10 protein-coding genes and 1 tRNA gene are annotated in these 16154 nt (G+C 67.0%); 9 read left to right on the top strand and 2 right to left on the bottom strand.

Translation table 11 applies throughout. The annotated features are described in order from the left end of the window. Positions 1-36 precede the first annotated feature (36 nt). The 3 genes from AC07U0_RS04475 (at position 37) to AC07U0_RS04465 (ending at position 2610) form a co-directional block, all read left to right on the top strand. Positions 37-819 (top strand): SDR family NAD(P)-dependent oxidoreductase, encoded by a 783-nt coding sequence (locus AC07U0_RS04475; RefSeq protein WP_494718814.1) that lies wholly within the window; start codon positions 37-39, stop codon positions 817-819. A gap of 104 nt (positions 820-923) precedes the next feature. Then, a tRNA-Gly gene (locus AC07U0_RS04470) sits at positions 924-998 on the top strand. Between the two features lie 871 nt (positions 999-1869). After that, positions 1870-2610 carry a TMEM175 family protein gene (locus AC07U0_RS04465; RefSeq protein WP_494718813.1) on the top strand — a complete coding sequence of 247 codons (741 nt, stop codon included), beginning with the start codon at positions 1870-1872 and terminating at the stop codon, positions 2608-2610. A 22-nt stretch (positions 2611-2632) separates the two neighbouring features. Here AC07U0_RS04465 and AC07U0_RS04460 read toward each other — a convergent pair whose 3' ends face one another. Next, positions 2633-3733 carry a phytase gene (locus AC07U0_RS04460; protein ID WP_494718812.1) on the bottom strand — a complete coding sequence of 367 codons (1101 nt, stop codon included), beginning with the start codon at positions 3731-3733 and terminating at the stop codon, positions 2633-2635. Positions 3734-3989: 256 nt separating this feature from the next. Here AC07U0_RS04460 and AC07U0_RS04455 point away from each other — a divergent pair, with 256 nt between their 5' ends. The 6 genes from AC07U0_RS04455 to AC07U0_RS04430 all read left to right on the top strand — a co-directional run bounded on the left by AC07U0_RS04455 (position 3990) and on the right by AC07U0_RS04430 (position 15097). Beyond that, a complete protein-coding gene (locus AC07U0_RS04455) occupies positions 3990-6875 on the top strand; it encodes a TonB-dependent receptor (RefSeq protein ID WP_494718811.1) in 2886 nt (961 codons plus the stop codon). A gap of 520 nt (positions 6876-7395) precedes the next feature. Further along, entirely contained in the window at positions 7396-9699 is a 2304-nt protein-coding gene (locus AC07U0_RS04450) for a TonB-dependent receptor plug domain-containing protein (RefSeq protein WP_494718810.1), read from the top strand. Positions 9700-9927: 228 nt separating this feature from the next. Further along, complete coding sequence (locus AC07U0_RS04445; RefSeq protein WP_494718809.1) at positions 9928-11853, top strand: PAS domain-containing sensor histidine kinase; 1926 nt, start codon at positions 9928-9930, stop codon at positions 11851-11853. Between the two features lie 148 nt (positions 11854-12001). After that, positions 12002-13414, top strand: a complete 1413-nt coding sequence (gene lpdA, locus AC07U0_RS04440; RefSeq protein WP_494718808.1) for a dihydrolipoyl dehydrogenase — start codon at positions 12002-12004, stop codon at positions 13412-13414. A 2-nt stretch (positions 13415-13416) separates the two neighbouring features. Next, positions 13417-14301, top strand: coding sequence for a cobaltochelatase CobT-related protein (locus tag AC07U0_RS04435; protein WP_494718807.1), 885 nt, complete (start codon positions 13417-13419; stop codon positions 14299-14301). 4 nt (positions 14302-14305) lie between these two features. Then, a complete protein-coding gene (locus AC07U0_RS04430) occupies positions 14306-15097 on the top strand; it encodes an SDR family oxidoreductase (protein ID WP_494718806.1) in 792 nt (263 codons plus the stop codon). A 1-nt stretch (position 15098) separates the two neighbouring features. Here AC07U0_RS04430 and AC07U0_RS04425 read toward each other — a convergent pair whose 3' ends face one another. Next, positions 15099-16154, bottom strand: a complete 1056-nt coding sequence (locus AC07U0_RS04425) for an aspartyl protease family protein (RefSeq protein WP_494718805.1) — start codon at positions 16152-16154, stop codon at positions 15099-15101.

Genomic DNA, 16154 nt, shown 5'->3' with positions numbered 1-16154 from the left:
ATCCGCAGAACCGGCCTTCAATATAGGGACCTTTCCATGAAACTCGACAGCTCCATCGCCGCGGTCGTCACCGGCGGCGCCTCTGGCCTCGGCGAGGGCACGGCCCGCGCCATCGCCGCCACGGGCGCCAGGGTCGCCCTGTTCGATATGAACGAGGAAAAGGGCGAGGCCATCGCCGCCGAGATCGGCGGGGTGTTCTGCAAGGTCGACGTCACCTCCGATGAAGAGGTCGCCGCCGCCTTCGCCAAGGCCCGCGCCGCCCACGGTCAGGAGCGTCTGACCGTCAACTGCGCCGGCATCGCCACCGGCCAGAAGACCGTGTCGCGCAAGAAGGACACCGGCGAGATCCGCGCCCACGACATGGCCTCGTTCGAGCGCACCGTGCGTATCAACCTGTTCGGCACCTTCCGCGTCCTGTCGCAGTCGGCGCTGGGCATGGTCACGCTCGACCCGCTGGAGGACGGCGAGCGCGGCCTGGTGGTCAACACGGCCTCCGTAGCGGCCCAGGACGGCCAGATCGGCCAGGCGGCCTATTCGGCGTCCAAGGGCGGCGTCTATGCCATGACCCTGCCGGTGGCCCGCGATCTGGCCCAGGAAGGCATCCGGGTGAACACCATCCTGCCCGGCATCATGTGGACCCCGATGATGGCCGGCATGGACCAGAAGATTCAGGACGCCCTGGCCGCCGCCATCCCCTTCCCGTCGCGTCTCGGCCGTCCGGCCGACTATGCGTCGCTGGTTCTGGAGCTGGCCCGCAACGTCTACATCAACGGCGAATGCATCCGTCTGGACGGCGCTATTCGCCTGGCGCCGAGATAATCCGCTGATCAATGAAAAAAGACCCTTGCGGTATCCCGCAAGGGTCCGCTATACGCCCGCCTCTCGACGAGACGGATCGCCTTTCCGAAGGGCCGTTACGGAGTGCGGGCGTAGCTCAGTGGTAGAGCACAACCTTGCCAAGGTTGGGGTCGAGAGTTCGAATCTCTTCGCCCGCTCCAGTCGATTTGAAAAGGCCCGGTCGTCAGATCGGGCCTTTTTCAATTCCGCCCCGGGCGGCGTGAGTTTGCCAAGGGTGGCGTCGGGCTTCAGCGGTCGCGGCGGCGTTTGACCTCGACGCGGCGCCGGTCCAGCGCGTCGCGGATCACGAGATACAGCAGGCCGGCCACGGCCACGCCGACCACCCCATACATCACATAGATCATGAGCCGCCCCCGCGTCGGCGCTGACAACGCCGTTCTCCGGAGTGAGCGCCCGAAAGGGTCAGGCGTCAATGATTCCGGGGGTTGTGAATTCGCGGCCGGGATTAACGGCTTGGGTATGGAGGGCCCGGTGCTGGAACACCGGACCCTCCCGATCTGGAAGGATCGGCCGTTCCCCCGAACGGCAAATGGGGACAGAGGTCGCCCGAGGGTGAAACGCCACCAATCGACGTTCGCCTCAAGTGAATTGTATGCGAAAAATCACAAGTCCTGCTTATGCCTGTTGTGATTCATATACCTGCGGTAGCGCAGACTGCGTCATGCAATGGAAGGAAAACCGACTCTCTGGACGGATTTTGAAGGGTCGTATGAACTTGGATCCGCTTATGCCGAGGCGGCCGATTGACGGCCCGTCCCGGAGCCAGCGGAGGTTTAACCGGCAAAATTGAAACCGTGAGGTTCAACCAGCGAGGTTCGGGGCGGGCCGTCTGTCGAACGCGGACGTCACGCGATGGACGAACGACGTTAGACCAGGCTTCGCCTTAAAGGCTAGTGGCTTGTCGCCGCACCCGTCCCGAAAGTGAGACGCGGTCGCACCGGGGTGGATGCCAGAGGCGCCGGTTGTCGAAACCTGCGTGATCGACCATCGTTCGGCCAGCGGGAGGGCGCCATGTCGGACGCAAAAGTAGAACGATCATCGGTGAGGCCGGTGGAGACGGCGCGGCTGGACGCCTTTGTCGACGCCTCCTTCGCCTTTGCCGTGACCCTGCTGATCATCGCGGGAGCCGAGCCGCTCAATGACTTCGGCGACCTGATGCGGGCGCTGGGACGCATACCGGCGTTTGCGGCCGGGTTCGGCCTGGTGGTCATGTTCTGGCTGGCCCACCGCAATTTCGGCCGGCTGGCCCCGATCCGCGACAGCTGGTCGGCGACCTTGAGCCTGGCCATCGTCTTCATGATCCTGATCTACGTCTTCCCCTTAAGGCTGCTGACGGAGGCGGGGGCGGCCTATTTCACCGGCGGTTTCCTGCCGGGCCGGGGGCTGATCCAGACCCTGGCCCAGCTACGCGATGTCTACACCGTCTACGGCATCGGCTTCGCCATGCTGTGCTGGCTCTACTTCCTGCTCTACGGCCACGCCCTGAAGCGGGGCGCCGTCGCGGGGCTGGAGGAGGCTGACCGGGAGGAGGCGCGGGAATCGCGTTCCGTGTGGGGACTGATCACCCTGGCCGGACTGTTCTCGGCCCTGCTGGCCTGGGTCCTGCCGCTGCGTATCACGCCCTGGGCGCCGGGCTTCGCCTACTGGCTGATCCCGCTGGGCCTGTTCTTCATGAACCTGTTCCAGCGCCGCCGGAGCGGCCACGGCCTGTTCGGCAAGCGCAAACAGGCCGGGCCCGACGAGATCGAATAGCGACCGACCTGGAGGCCCAGGCCTAGAGGCCGAGGGCGGTCCGGATGTCGCGCCAGTCGATGTATTTGAAGTTCTGGGTTCCGCCCTCGTTGACGTCGTCCTGGACCACGACCAGCCCTTCCGGGAACCGGTCGCCGACCCGGCCGCCCAGGGCCGCGACCCCGTCCGTGCCGGTGACGCCATCAACCACACCGTCACGCACCACGATCCGGCCGACATAAACCGGCGCGGGGCCGTCGATGCGCCAGATCGGGAAGGTCGAATCCCCCTGGCTGGAGGCGATCAGATAGCGCTTGTCCCCGTCGGCCAGGGTGGTCAGCCCCTCGGCGTCGGCGACCAGCACGCCGGGTGCGATCGGCTGGATCAGGGTGCGGGCGGCGCCCGAGGCCGGGTTCAGGCCGTAGCGCCAGAGGCCGACATTCTCCTCGTTCAGATACAGGGCGTCGGTTTCCGGATCGGCCGCGCAGCCTTCCGAGATGGAACCGATCTCGAACCGGCGCAGCTCCTGCGCGACCGGTTGGCCATTGGCGGAGGCGGTAAGGGCAAATTGTCGCACCTCGCCCTCGTGGCCCACCAGAATGGCGTCGATCGTTTCGCCGCGCCTGGCGAAGCAGAAGCCGTAGGGCTCCACCACGTCGGTCGGGATCCGGCCCCACAGGCGCACCGCATTGGCTCCCGTCCCGGCCGGGTCAAACAGATACAGGGTCACGCCGACCTTGCCGGGCGTCCGGTCGCTGGCGCCCAGGACGATCTGACGCCGGCCGTCCACGACAAGGCCATCGACCAGATCGACATTGTTGAGCAGGCCTTCGGGCAGGAACTGCAGGATCTCGCCTTCGAGGCCGTAGATATAGAGGCCCGATTTCTTGTCCGTGCCCGCCACAAAGCCCTGAACCGTATGGCCTTCCACCACGATCGGCGCAGCGGAGGCGAAGACCGCCGGGTCGTCCGCCGCATCCTGTCCGGGGGCGCCCACCGAGGGGGTTTCGAGCGCGGCGTGGACCGTGGTTCCTTCGCCGATCACGCCTGCGCCCTCGCCCTGGAAGTCGACCTCATGGGTGGCGCAGGCGGCCAAAGCCAGCATCGAGGCGGCGGTCAGAAGGGTGGTCAGGGTGCGGCGCATGGGGCGTCTCCAGTCCCGGCAGATGAGATTCAAGGGGGCGGCAAGACCATGGACGCCGCCGTCCGGTCAACGGTGTCGATGTGACGCACCGAACGGAGGTTGGCGACGGTCCGTCTGTGTTCGGAGCAACCGTCATACAATGGCGGAAATTCCCGTAGATTTCCGTCATCCCGCCGTCACCTACGCGTCAACGCTCGCCGTTATCCGGCCCCAATCTGGTCAGAGGCGCAACGCCCGGCCTGTTGGGGATCACATCATGAGACTGACTCTTCTGCTCGGCGCCGCCATCGCGCCGCTGGCCTTCGCTGGCGCGGTTCAGGCCGCCGACGCCGCCATCGCTCCCGTCACCGCCGAGGCTCCGGCCGGCGAAGTCCTGTACGGCCACGTCGCCGGCGCCAATGGTTCGGGCCTGCCGGGCGCCGAAGTCGTCGTGCGTGAGACCGGCCGCCGCGCCGTCACCGACACGCAAGGGAACTTCAGCCTGACCGGCCTCGAACCCGGCGCCGTGACCCTGGATGTTCGCTACCTCGGCCTGTCGAACGCCTCTCAGGCCGTGACCGTCGCCGCCGGCGCCCCGACCACCGTCGAGATCGTCATGGCCGCCTCGCGCGACGCCTCGGCGACCCAGGTCGATGACGTCGTCGTCACCGGCGTGATCACCGACAGCATCGCCCGCTCGCTGAACCAGCAGCGCAACGCCGACGGCACCGTCAACGTCCTCTCGTCGGACGCCATCGGCCGCTACCCCGACCCCAACGTCGCTGAATCGCTGCAACGCGTTCAGGGCATCGCCATCCAGCGCGACCAGGGCGAAGGCCGCTATATCAACGTGCGCGGCGCGCCGGCTTCCTTCACGGCGGTCTCGGTCGACGGCGTCGCCGTCCCGGCCGTCTCGCCCACGACCCGCGCGGTCGATCTGGACACCCTGCCGTCGGACATCGTCTCGACCGTCGAGGTCTCCAAGACCCTGCGCCCCAGCCAGGACGCCGACTCGATCGCCGGCGCCGTCGACATCAAGACCCGCTCGCCCTTCGACAAGCGTCGTCTGGCCATCAGCGGCTACGGCGGCGGCAGCTACAACGACTACGGCGGCGAGGACGTGCGCGCCGGCGCTACGGTCTCGAATGTCTTCGGCCCGAACCAGACCTTCGGCGCCCTGCTGTCGCTCAGCTATTCGCTGACCAACCGTCGTCCGGAGAACGTCGAGAACGCCTGGAACTTCGACACGCGGGAGTTTCTGTCCCCTGGCGTGCCGAACCCGGCCTACAACCACTACGTCATCGATGAAACGCTGTTCAAGGACTACGAGACCGAGCGTACCCGTCAGGCGATCACCGGCGCCCTGGAATGGCGTCCGACCGACGAGACCCGCGCCTGGCTGAAGGGTTCGTTCGCCGAGTTCAACGACGACGAATACCGCGACGCCCTGCGCTTCACCTATTCGGACGGCACGCCGACCGGGCCCTTCACCGACCATTCGGGTAGCTATTCGGGCGCGCGCATCCACAAGGCCCTGCGTCACCGCGAGCAGAACAACGAGATCACCACCCTGCAGGCCGGCGCCGAGCACACCTTCGGTAACGGTTCGGTGCTGGACGCCACCCTGGCCTGGGCGCGCAGCGAGCAAACCTATCCGCACCGCGACGAACTGGTCTACCGCTCCGGTTCGCAGACGCTGAAGTACGACACGACCGACCACTACCAGCCGACCTACGGCGCCTTCGACACGACCTATTATTCGACGCCGGGAAACTACACCTTCCGCGAGAACACCTACCGCTCGAACACCACCGAGCAGGAAGACGTCTCGTTCAAGATCAATTACGAGCTGCCGACCGTCATCGGCGGCCGCGAGGTTGAGTGGAAGTTCGGCGCCAAATACAGCACCCGCGACGTCTTCGCCGACGAAGAGCGTTTCCGGGATCGCAACCCCACCAACAACACGACCGTCAACCCGGGGCTTCTGTTGCCCCTGCTGGGCGGCGCCACCTCGTCGAACTACGACTACAACCTGGGCCTCAAGTTCAATCACGGCCTGATCGCGGACTATTTCGAAGCGGCCCGCGCCCTGTCCACCGATCCGAACTCGATCTCCCGCCGCATTCCGCAGTCCTGGACCGCTGACTACACCGCCCAGGAAGACATCATCGCCGGTTACGGTCAGGCGCGCTTCGACATGGGCGCGACCAACGTCCTGGTCGGTCTGCGAGTCGAACAGACCAATTTCGACGGCGCCTCAAACCTGGCCGTCGCCTCGACCGCGACCGGTAACGTCCAGGGCTACGTCCAGTCGCCGACCTCGATGAGCCGCGACCGCACCGACTTCTTCCCGAACCTGACCGTCCGTCACAGCTTCAGCGAAGATCTGATCGGCCGCTTCGCCCTGACCCGCGCGATCTCGCGTCCGGACTACGTCGACGTCGTGCCGCGCGTGCTTGAAACGACCGAAGGCACGACGGTCACCGTCACCCGCGGCAACCCCGACCTGGAAGCCACCCTGTCGAACAACATCGACGCCGGGCTGGAATACTACATGCGTCCGCTGGGCGTGATTTCGGTCAACGCCTTCTACAAGGACCTGGAAGACTTCCGGTACACCCTGACGACCGCCGGCGCCCCCTATCTGTCGGGTACGGCGACCATCACCGAGGCGCTCAACGCCCCGGAAGGTCACCTGGCCGGCGTCGAGTTCAACTGGCAGCAGACCTTCGCCTTCCTGCCGGGCTGGATGTCGGGCTTCGGCGTCTTCGCCAACTACACGGTGACCGACGCCGAGATCAAAACCGCCGCCAGCTACTCGGGACGCAACACCTTCGTCCTGCCGGGTCAGTCGGATGAGATCTACAACGCCGCCCTGTTCTACGAGAAGTACGGCTTCAGCGCCCGCATATCCTACACGCACCGCAGCGACTTCCTGGAAGCCATCGATGCGACGCGTCCGGGCATGGATCTCTATGTCGAGGGGCGCGGCCAGCTGGACTTCACCACCAGCTTCGACTTCGGCAACGGCGTCGAGGTGTTCGGTGAGGCCAAGAACCTGACCGACTCGGCCGGCGTTCGCTACTACGGCTCGCGCGAGCGGACCTATGAGTACGAGAAGTTCGGCTACAACGTCTTCGGCGGCGTGCGCTTCAAGTTCTGAGGTCACGGGGCGCCATGCTCGGGTCGCTGCCTGAGCGCCTGCGTTCCGCGCTCAGGCAGCGACCGACCACGTCGGGAGCGATAGCGCAACAAGCCCGCGCTCAAGCAGCGCGTGACCGCGTCACGCGCGGTAGCGCAACCAGAATAAAGGGCCGGGCGGCGACGCCCGGCCCTTTGTGCGTTCAGCAGCTGTGACGCCCGGGCCACGGACGGCTCATATGGCGCCGCTTGAGGCGGGTCTGCGACAATTTGCCTTTGAGGTCGCTTGCGTCGGTGACGTCGCATGGCGCTCACGAGGACGATGCCTGACTTAAGGTCAAGCCAGTCAATGCACTGCGCTCGCCGGGGCCTTTGCGGCGCGCGCGAACTTGATCCGCATGGAAATCGCCTTTCGCCAAAACGACGCGCGTTCGCAAGCCTGGCGTCATCCGACCGTAACGGACGCGTCGTGACCGGGCTCTAGCTCGCCCCGCACAGGAAGCACGGCGCGCCGAAGGGCGGCCGACAGTCGGGGATTACACATGAAGTTCGCATTGCTGCTGGGGGCCGCTGTCGCGCCCCTGGCCATCGCCGGGGCGTCCGTCGCCCAAACGACCGAAGCCGCAGCCCAGGGGCCGGCCACCGCCGTCGAGGAGGTCATCGTCACTGGCGAGCCGAAGATGCGGAACCGCACCGACGACGTCGTGCCGACCCTGTCCTACGACCTGGACTACTTCCAGCGCTTCGAACCGCTGACCGCCGGCGACGCCCTGAAGCGCGTGCCTTCGGTGACCTTCCTGTCCGACGTGCTGGAGTCGGACGGCGTGCGCATCCGCGGTCTGGATTCGGCCTATACCCAGATCCTGATCAACGGCGAGCGCGTGCCCGGCGCCAATCTGGACCGGTCCTTCTTCGTCGACCGCATCCCGGCCGAACTGATCGAGCGTGTCGAGATCGTCCGCTCGTCCTCGGCCAACCGCTCGGGTGACGCCGTCGCCGGCGCCATCAACATCGTCATGCGGGACGCCCTGTCGCTGGACGGCGGCTATGTCCGTCTCGGCGCCATTCACTGGAACGACAGCGCATATGGCGAATGGGGCGGGACCTACGGCGCCGTCTGGGGCGGTCAGGTCGGACCGGGCCGTCTGCTGATCGGCGGCAATATCCAGGACCGCCGCAATCCCAAACAGAAGATGAGCTGGCGCTATGACGAGCCCGGCGCCGATCTGAACGACACCGAGGTCCAGAGCGATGTCCGCGACGGCACCGACTATTCGGCCAATCTGTCGTACGAGGTCCCGGTCGGCGGCGGCGAGCTGCAGCTGAGCGGCGTCTTCGTCCGCACGGATCGCGTCCAGGACGAGAACTCGATCGAATACGACGAGGGCGACATCAATGATCCGACCAAGATCAACGCCAACCCGCTCGACATCCTGACCGACAACTGGTCCGTCAACGCCCGCTACGAGCGTCCGATGTTCGGCGGCGAGACCACCTTCAAACTGGGCTACGCCACGATCGACGACAGCCAGTCCGAGCAGGAAGAAGAGCTCGACATCGGCGACGAGGTCATCGAGGGCAGCCGCGCCCGCACCGACCTGAAGGACGAGGAAGTCCAGGCCGCGATCCAGCACAAGATGGATCTCTCGGACACCATGCAGCTGGAATTCGGCGTCCAGTACGCGAACAAGACCCGCGACACCTCGGTGTTCGAAGCCGAGGCCGAGGTCGAGGACGAGCCCGTCTTCCGTCACCTTCTCGACAGCGAGTACGAGGACTTCGAGGCTGTCGCCGGCGGGGTGAACACCATCGAGGAGACCCGCATCGATCCCTACGTCATGCTCTCGGGCGAGACCGGTGCGATCAAGTGGGAGGCCGGTCTGCGCTATGAGACCACCGACTTCTCGATCACTGACGAGACCGTTTCGGCGGCGGATCGCACCCGGGACAAGGACTACGGCATTCTGCTGCCTTCGGCCTCGGTGCGTTTCAAGCTGACGGAAGCCGACCGGATCACCGCCTCGGTGGCCCGCACCGTGCGCCGTCCGAACTTCGACTATCTGTCGCCCGCCGTGCTGGAAGGCGAGTACGGCGACAACGACTTCCTGGGTAATCCGGACCTTGAGCCGGAGACGGCCTGGGGGGCGGACATCGGCTATGAGCACCGCATCGGCCGCCGCGGCGTGGTGGGCATCAACGCCTTCTACCGCGACATCACCGACCTGATCGAGCTGACCAACACCGGCGACTATTCCGAACAGGCGCTCGACGACTACGATGACGCCATCGACGACGGCGCCACCCCGGCGGAAGCGGCCGAGGAGCTGGTCTCCTACGTCCTGACCGCCGAGAACGTCGGCGACGGTCAGGTCTGGGGTCTGGAGTTCGACCTGTCGACCCCGCTGGACTTCATCGGCATGGAGCACACCGGCGTCTTCCTGAACTACTCCTGGCTGGACAGCTCGGTGGACGACTTCATGGGCAAGCGCCGGTTCAACTCGCAGTCGGACTATGTCCTGAACGTCGGCTTCACCCAGGACATCCCGAGCTGGGGCGCCGCCTTCGGCGCCACCTACCGCAAGCAGGGCGACGCGAAGAGCCGTATCGTCGGCGAGGAGGTCGTGACCAAATATGGCGGCGACCTGGAAGTCTTCGTCGAGAAGCAGATCGGCTCCAATGTGGTGCTGCGTCTGACCGGTTCGAACCTGCTCGACTCGAGCAAGGACGAGGCCTTCGACAAGTTCAACACCCTCGAGGACCAGATCGACCGCGACTACGACGAGTACGAGCTGGAGAGCGAAACGGCCGGACCCTGGTACCAGCTGGTGGCCCGCGTCGCTTTCTGACACCGGCGAAAAACCTGACGAAGAAGGGGCCGGGCGGCGACGTCCGGCCCCTTTTTCACGACCGGTTCACATCAGGATGGTTAATGCTCAACGCTTCGCTTGACGGCGTTCGATCCGCCGGGAAGGAAGTGGCGCCCGCCGTTTTACAATTGTGGGCGATGTGGTGCGCTCCTTGCGCGGTGCGATGGCCTCGCGACCGCAAGGCGCCAGATTGGGACGTTTGGGTTCATGCTGCTGGAAGGCGAGGTCAACTGGACGGTGGTGTTCGCCGTGCTCGCCGTGGCGGGCCATGTTGTCGCGCTCATCGCCATCTGGTTCGCCCTGCGCAATCGCATCCGCCACGCGAGCGCCTCGGGCGAGCTGAACCAGGTCCAGAAGACCGCCGCCGAGACCGACAAACGGCTGTTCGAGACCCTGAACGCCATCCCCGTCGCCATCGTCCAGACCGACACCCAGGGCAAGTTCACCTTCGCCAACAAGGCCGCGCACCAGCTGATGGGGCGTCGTGACGCTGAGCTGCTGGGCCTGCGCTTCCATTCGGCGACCTGGGGCATCACCTTCCCGGACGGCCGTCCGATCCCGCCCGACATGTTGCCCAGCGCCCGCGCGCTCCGGGGCCAGACCGTGCGCGGCTTCCAGCACATCCTCGCCAATCCGTCGTCGCGGCGGAAGATGCTGGTCTCGGTCACGGCCATGCCGATCGAGAACGAATACGGCCAGATCATCGGCTCCACCGCCGCCGTGGTCGAGACCGAGGGCCTGACCACGCCGGAGGCGCCGCCCGCGCCCGAACCCGCCTTCGTCCATCCCGACGCCGACCTGACCCGCCGGGTGTTCGACAGCGCCACCAGCGGCCTGGTCGTGGTCTCGACCCACGGCGTGGTGCGAGAGGCCAATCCGGTGGCACTGGGTCGTCTGGCCCGCACCGAAGGCGTCATCGGCGCCGACTTCGCCGACCAGTTCCTCGGCGAGGACCAGCGGGTCGAGGGCCGCCAGACCCTGCGCGCCGCCGTCCAGGCCCCGGCGGGCGGCGCGGACACGATCTTCGCCACCCAGGCCGACGGCTCCACCGTGGCCTGGCGCATCCTGCCCCTGACCAATTCCGAAGGGATGGTCGACACCCTGCTGCTGGCCGGGGACGACTACGTTCCCGAGCCTGAGGTCGCGCCCGAGCCTGAAGTCGAGGCCGTTCCGGAGCCGGTCGAGACATCCGCCTTCGACGTCCATCCGGACTTCGCTTCGGCCGAGGCCGCGGAGGAAACCGCCGTCGAGGCCGAGGCGCCCTTCAGCGGCGTGGTCCCGGGTCCGGACGCCCTCGAGGAAGACATGCCGACCGTTCTGGAGTCGTCCGTCGACCCGGCCGAGCTCGAGACCCTGCGCCGCGAGCGCGACGCCGCCCTGCGTCAGGCCGAGGCCGCCCGCGCCGAGGCGGAGACGGCCATGGCCGAGGCCGACCGGATCGAGGCCCGCGCCCGCGCCGAGGAAGACAACGTCCGCCGTCTGGAGGGCATCGGCCGTGTCACCGGCGGCATGGCCCAGGACTTCAACGCCCTGCTGGGCGTCATGACCAGTGCGCTCGACATGATGCTGAAACAGGCTGACGACCCCGCCAGGGTGCGCCGTCTGGGACAGGCCGCCCTCGCCGCCGGCCAGCGTGGCGAGGCCATGACAGCGCGCCTGTCGGCCCTCTCGGTCGATGACGAAAATGCGCCCAGGACCCTCGACGCCGGCGTTCTGCTGCGCGCGATGGAAAGTCGCCTGCGGGCTCTGGCCGGTCCGGGCGTCGATCTGATGATCGAGGGGCCGTCCGGTCCGGCGATCGTGCGTCTGGACCCCGTGGCCTTCGAGGGGGCGGTCCGGGCCCTGGTCGCCAATGCGGTCGAGGCCGTGGGCGGTTCGGGTTCGGTCGCCGTCCGGCTGGAGACCACCGAGGCCGGCGCCCGGCTGTCGGTGCGCGACACGGGCCCGGGCATGGACCGCGACGTCATCGCCCGCGCCCAGGAGCCCTTCTTCACCACCAAGACCGGCGCCGCCGGTCTGGGTCTGGCCCAGGCCCGCGCCTTCGCCCGCCAGTCGGGCGGGACCCTGACCATCGACAGCGCGCCCGGCGAGGGCGCCGAGGTGGCGGTCACCCTGCCGGCCGAGGCCGCCTGATCGTTCGGATCACGCCCCGGAGCTTGGAAGCGTAACCGAACGACACCATATCTGACGCAGAAACGGCGGTTCGGCGGTTGACCCGGCGGAACCGGGCGTTAGGTACGGCGGGCGCGCTCCCACGCCCGACATAGACCCCGAGGATCCCATGGCCGAAGCCACCGCCCAATACGACGTCGTCATCATCGGCGGCGGTCCCGGCGGCTATAACGCCGCGATCCGCGCGGGCCAGCTGGGCCTGAAGGTCGCCTGCGTTGAGATGCGCGACACCCTCGGCGGCACCTGCCTGAACGTGGGCTGCATGCCCTCCAAGGCCCTGCTGCACGCCTCGGAGCTGTTCGAGGTCGCCGGCAAGGAGTTCTCGACGCTCGGCATCGACGTCGGGACGCCCAAGGTCAACCTGCCGCAGATGATGAAGCAGAAGGCCGACAGCGTCGGCGCCCTCACCAAGGGCATCGAATTCCTGTTCAAGAAGAACAAGGCCGACTGGATCAAGGGCAAGGGCAAGATCGCCGGGGCCGGCAAGGTGGAAGTCACCGCCGCCGACGGTTCGGTCACCACCCTGACCACCAAGGACATCATCATCGCCACCGGTTCGGAGCCCACCCCCCTGCCGGGCGTGGACTTCGTCGAGGGCAAGGTCATCGATTCCACCGGCGCCCTGTCGCTGCCGGCCATCCCCAAGAAGCTGATCGTCATCGGCGCGGGCGTCATCGGTCTTGAGCTCGGCTCGGTCTGGCGCCGTCTGGGCGCCGAGGTCACCGTGGTCGAGTTCCTCGACAAGGTCGGCGCCGGCATGGACGCCGAGGTCGCCACCGCCTTCCAGCGCGGCCTGACCAAACAGGGAATGACCTTCAAGATGGGCACCAAGGTCACCTCGGCCAAGGTCGCCAAGGACGGCGTCGTCCTGACCCTCGAACCGGCCGCCGGCGGCGAGGTCGAGACCCTGACCGGCGATGTGGTTCTGGTCGCCATCGGCCGCCGCCCCTATACGGCTGGTCTGGGTCTGGAGACGGTCGGTATCGAGACCGACAAGCGCGGCTTCCTCAACAACGACCACCTGAAGACCGGCGCGGCCGGCGTCTGGGTCATCGGCGACGTGACCCACGGCCCGATGCTGGCGCACAAGGCGGAAGAAGAAGCCGTCGCCGTGATCGAATATATCGCGGGCAAGGCCGGCCACGTCGACTACGACCTGGTCCCCAGCGTCATCTACACCGGCCCGGAAGTGGCCTGGGTCGGCAAGACCGAGGAACAGCTCAAGGCCGCGGGCGTCGAATTCAAGAAGGGCAAATTCCCCTTCACCGCCAACTCGCGCGCCAAGATCAACCACGAGACCGAGGGCTTTGTGAAGGTCCTGGCCGACGCGACCACCGACAAGGTCCTGGGCGTCCACATCTACGGCCCCTCGGCCGGCGAGATGATCGCGGAAGCCTGCATCACCATGGCCTTCGGCGGCGCCTCGGAAGACATCGCCCGCACCTGCCACGCCCACCCGACCCGCTCCGAAGCCGTCAAACAGGCGGCCATGGGCGTCGAGGGCTGGATCATGCAGGCGTAAGGATGTTCGGCTGGGGGCGCTCGCGATCGAACGAGCGTCCCTACCGGATTTACACCACCGATTTCGATGAAGTGATTTCATCGACCACGCTTCTGAACCGGATCACGCCGCGTGACCGTCCAGCACTTGAGGCGGCGACAGGCGTGTTCAGGGCGCCGTCCGAGTTTCGCCAGGCGCTGGAACAGACCATCCGGTCGATGGATGATCTCGCCGGCCTGTCCGACGTCCATTTCACCTTCCTCGTCGATCACTCGGGTTCGATGAAGGGGGCTCACGCCCTGGCCGCTGGGGTGATCGTGGATGTCGCCACCGCCTATTTCGCGACGCGGGGCGTGAAGTATGAGGTGCTCGGCTACACTACCCGAAACTGGCATGGCGGCCGGGCCCGAGCGCGCTGGCGCCGCCGCCTTTGCCTGTCCCGTCCTCCCGGCCGACTCTGCGAACTCAGGCATGTCGTCTACGGCGACGATAAGGCCGATCCGGTCTGGCGGGACAGCCTCGGGCTGTTGTTCGTTTCCGACGTGCTGCGAGAGGGTATCGACGGGGAAGCTCTGCGCTGGGCCGAGGCGCGGTCAGCCGATACTGATCGACCGAACAGAATTCTGGTTCAGATCGGGGACTGCTCGCCGTCCGACGCGTCGACAGATCAGGCGAACCCGCGCCAGTTTCTCGAGGACGACTTTCTGGCGACGGCCGTACGTCTGACATCAAGGGCGGATTTGAACTTTGGCGTCCTGACCTTTGTTCCGTGGCTTGTTGACGGATTTCGGCAGTTCCCGCTGCGCAATGAGCCGGTGGGGATGGCAGATGATGTCGCGTCCGCTCTTGCCTCGCTGCTGACGGGGCGGAACCCGCCTGCGATCACCTCCCTGTTCCCTGAAGGATAGTCAGATGGACCTGAAAATCTCCGGCAAACGCGCCCTCATCTGCGGCGGGTCCAGCGGTCTTGGGCTGGCGGTGGCGACGGCTCTGGTGAAGGAGGGCGTCCATGTCGCCCTGCTGTCGCGGGATGCGTCCAAGCTTCAGGCGGCGGCCGATGAGCTGAACGCCATGGGGCCGGGCAAGGCGGTGATCGCCCCCGCCGATCTGGCGGACCACGCCGCCCTGCTGGCCGCTGTCGACGTCGCCGAGGCCGCGCTGGGCGGGCCGATCGAGATCCTGCTCAACAACACCGGCGGGCCGCCGCCGTCGGGTGTGGTCGGCCTCGATCCCGAGCTGTGGCGGGCGCAGTTCGAGATGATGGTGCTGTCGGTCTTCCGCCTGACCGACCGCGTCCTGCCGGCCATGCGGGCGGCGGGCTGGGGCCGGATCCTGAACGTCGCCTCGGTGTCGCTGGTCGAGCCGATCGGGACCCTGGGCGTCTCCAACACCCTGCGCGCCTCCATCGCCGCCTGGGCCAAGACCCTGTCGAACGAGGTCGCCGCCGACGGGATCACCGTCAACACCCTGCTGCCGGGCCGCATCGACACGCCGCGCATCGAACGCCTCGACAAGGCGGCCGCCGAGCGCACCGGCAAGACGCCGGAACAGGCGCGCGCCGCCTCGGTGAGTTCCATCCCGGTCGGACGCATCGGGACGACGGAAGAATTCGGGGCCGTCGCCGCCTTCCTCGCCAGCCCTCTCGCCGCCTATGTCACCGGGTCCCTGGTGCGACTGGATGGCGGCTCGGTGCGCGCGATCTGACCTAGAGTCGGGGCTGGCTGCTCGAGGCGCGGCGCACCGCGCCGAAATCCATCCGCTGCCGCCCGAAGTCCAGCGCCACCCGCTGGAAGCGTTGCAGGATGTCGCCGCCCAGAAGCAGGGCCGGACGCTCGATCAGGTCCAGGGTCTCGAAGGCGTGCAGGTCCGCGAACAACAGCGGCGTCGGCCCCAGCCGGCGGCTTCCGAGAGCCACCTGGCTGACGCCGGCCCGTTCGGCCAGGATGGTCTGGCCGGTGACGCCATAGACCGGGACCACGGTCCGCTCCGACGGGCGTAGCATCCCTTGGGCGACCGCACGCAACAGGGCGAGATTGCCGATCGAATGCTGCGCCCCGCTGTCGATGAAACAGTCGGTCTGGACCCCGTCGACCCGGGCGTTGATCAGGATGAGCTGGCCGAACCGGCCGATGCGCGTGCGGCTCCGGCTGCCTTGTGAGATGTGGCTCATGCTGTAGACGGTGCCCGCGAACTCGACGCGGTCGCCGCCGGAAGGGATCACGTTCAACGTCCGTTTGACCAGGTCGAATTCCAGCGCGAACCGCGACAGAACGTCCAGCCCCATCAGGCCATCGGCGCCCAGCAGGTTGCGGGGATAGACGCCGGCATAGACGTCGGTGAAGCGCCGCCCGCCGAAGCTCAGCCGGGTGATCCTCGCGGTCGGGGTCAGTTCGGCCGAGGTCAGGCCATGAACGAGGATCGGCGGGCCGGGCGGCAGGCGCAGGGCCTCGGCGATATCGTGGGCGATGGCGGTGCGGCCCGCGCCCGTGTCCATGACGAAGGCGAAGCCGGACCGGCCGTTGATCTCCGTCCTGACCGCCATCCGCGTGAACAGGTTCGACAGTAGTTGCGTCTCTTCGTCTTCGGAGGGGACGGGGACAGGCGGGACCGAAGGGGGCGGGATGGTTTGGGAAAGGGCCGGGGCGGCGAAGAGGCCAAGGCCGGCGCCCAGCAGTCCGGCTCCGAGCACACGCCGGTCGAGCCCGCGTTCGGGATGCGGCGTGGATGTGAAGGCGTCGCCGTATTCGGCTGAGGACCTCAT

The sequence above is a fragment of the Brevundimonas sp. GW821-FHT02A10 genome (genome assembly GCF_059422025.1).
This window is presented reverse-complemented; position numbering and strand designations above follow the sequence as displayed.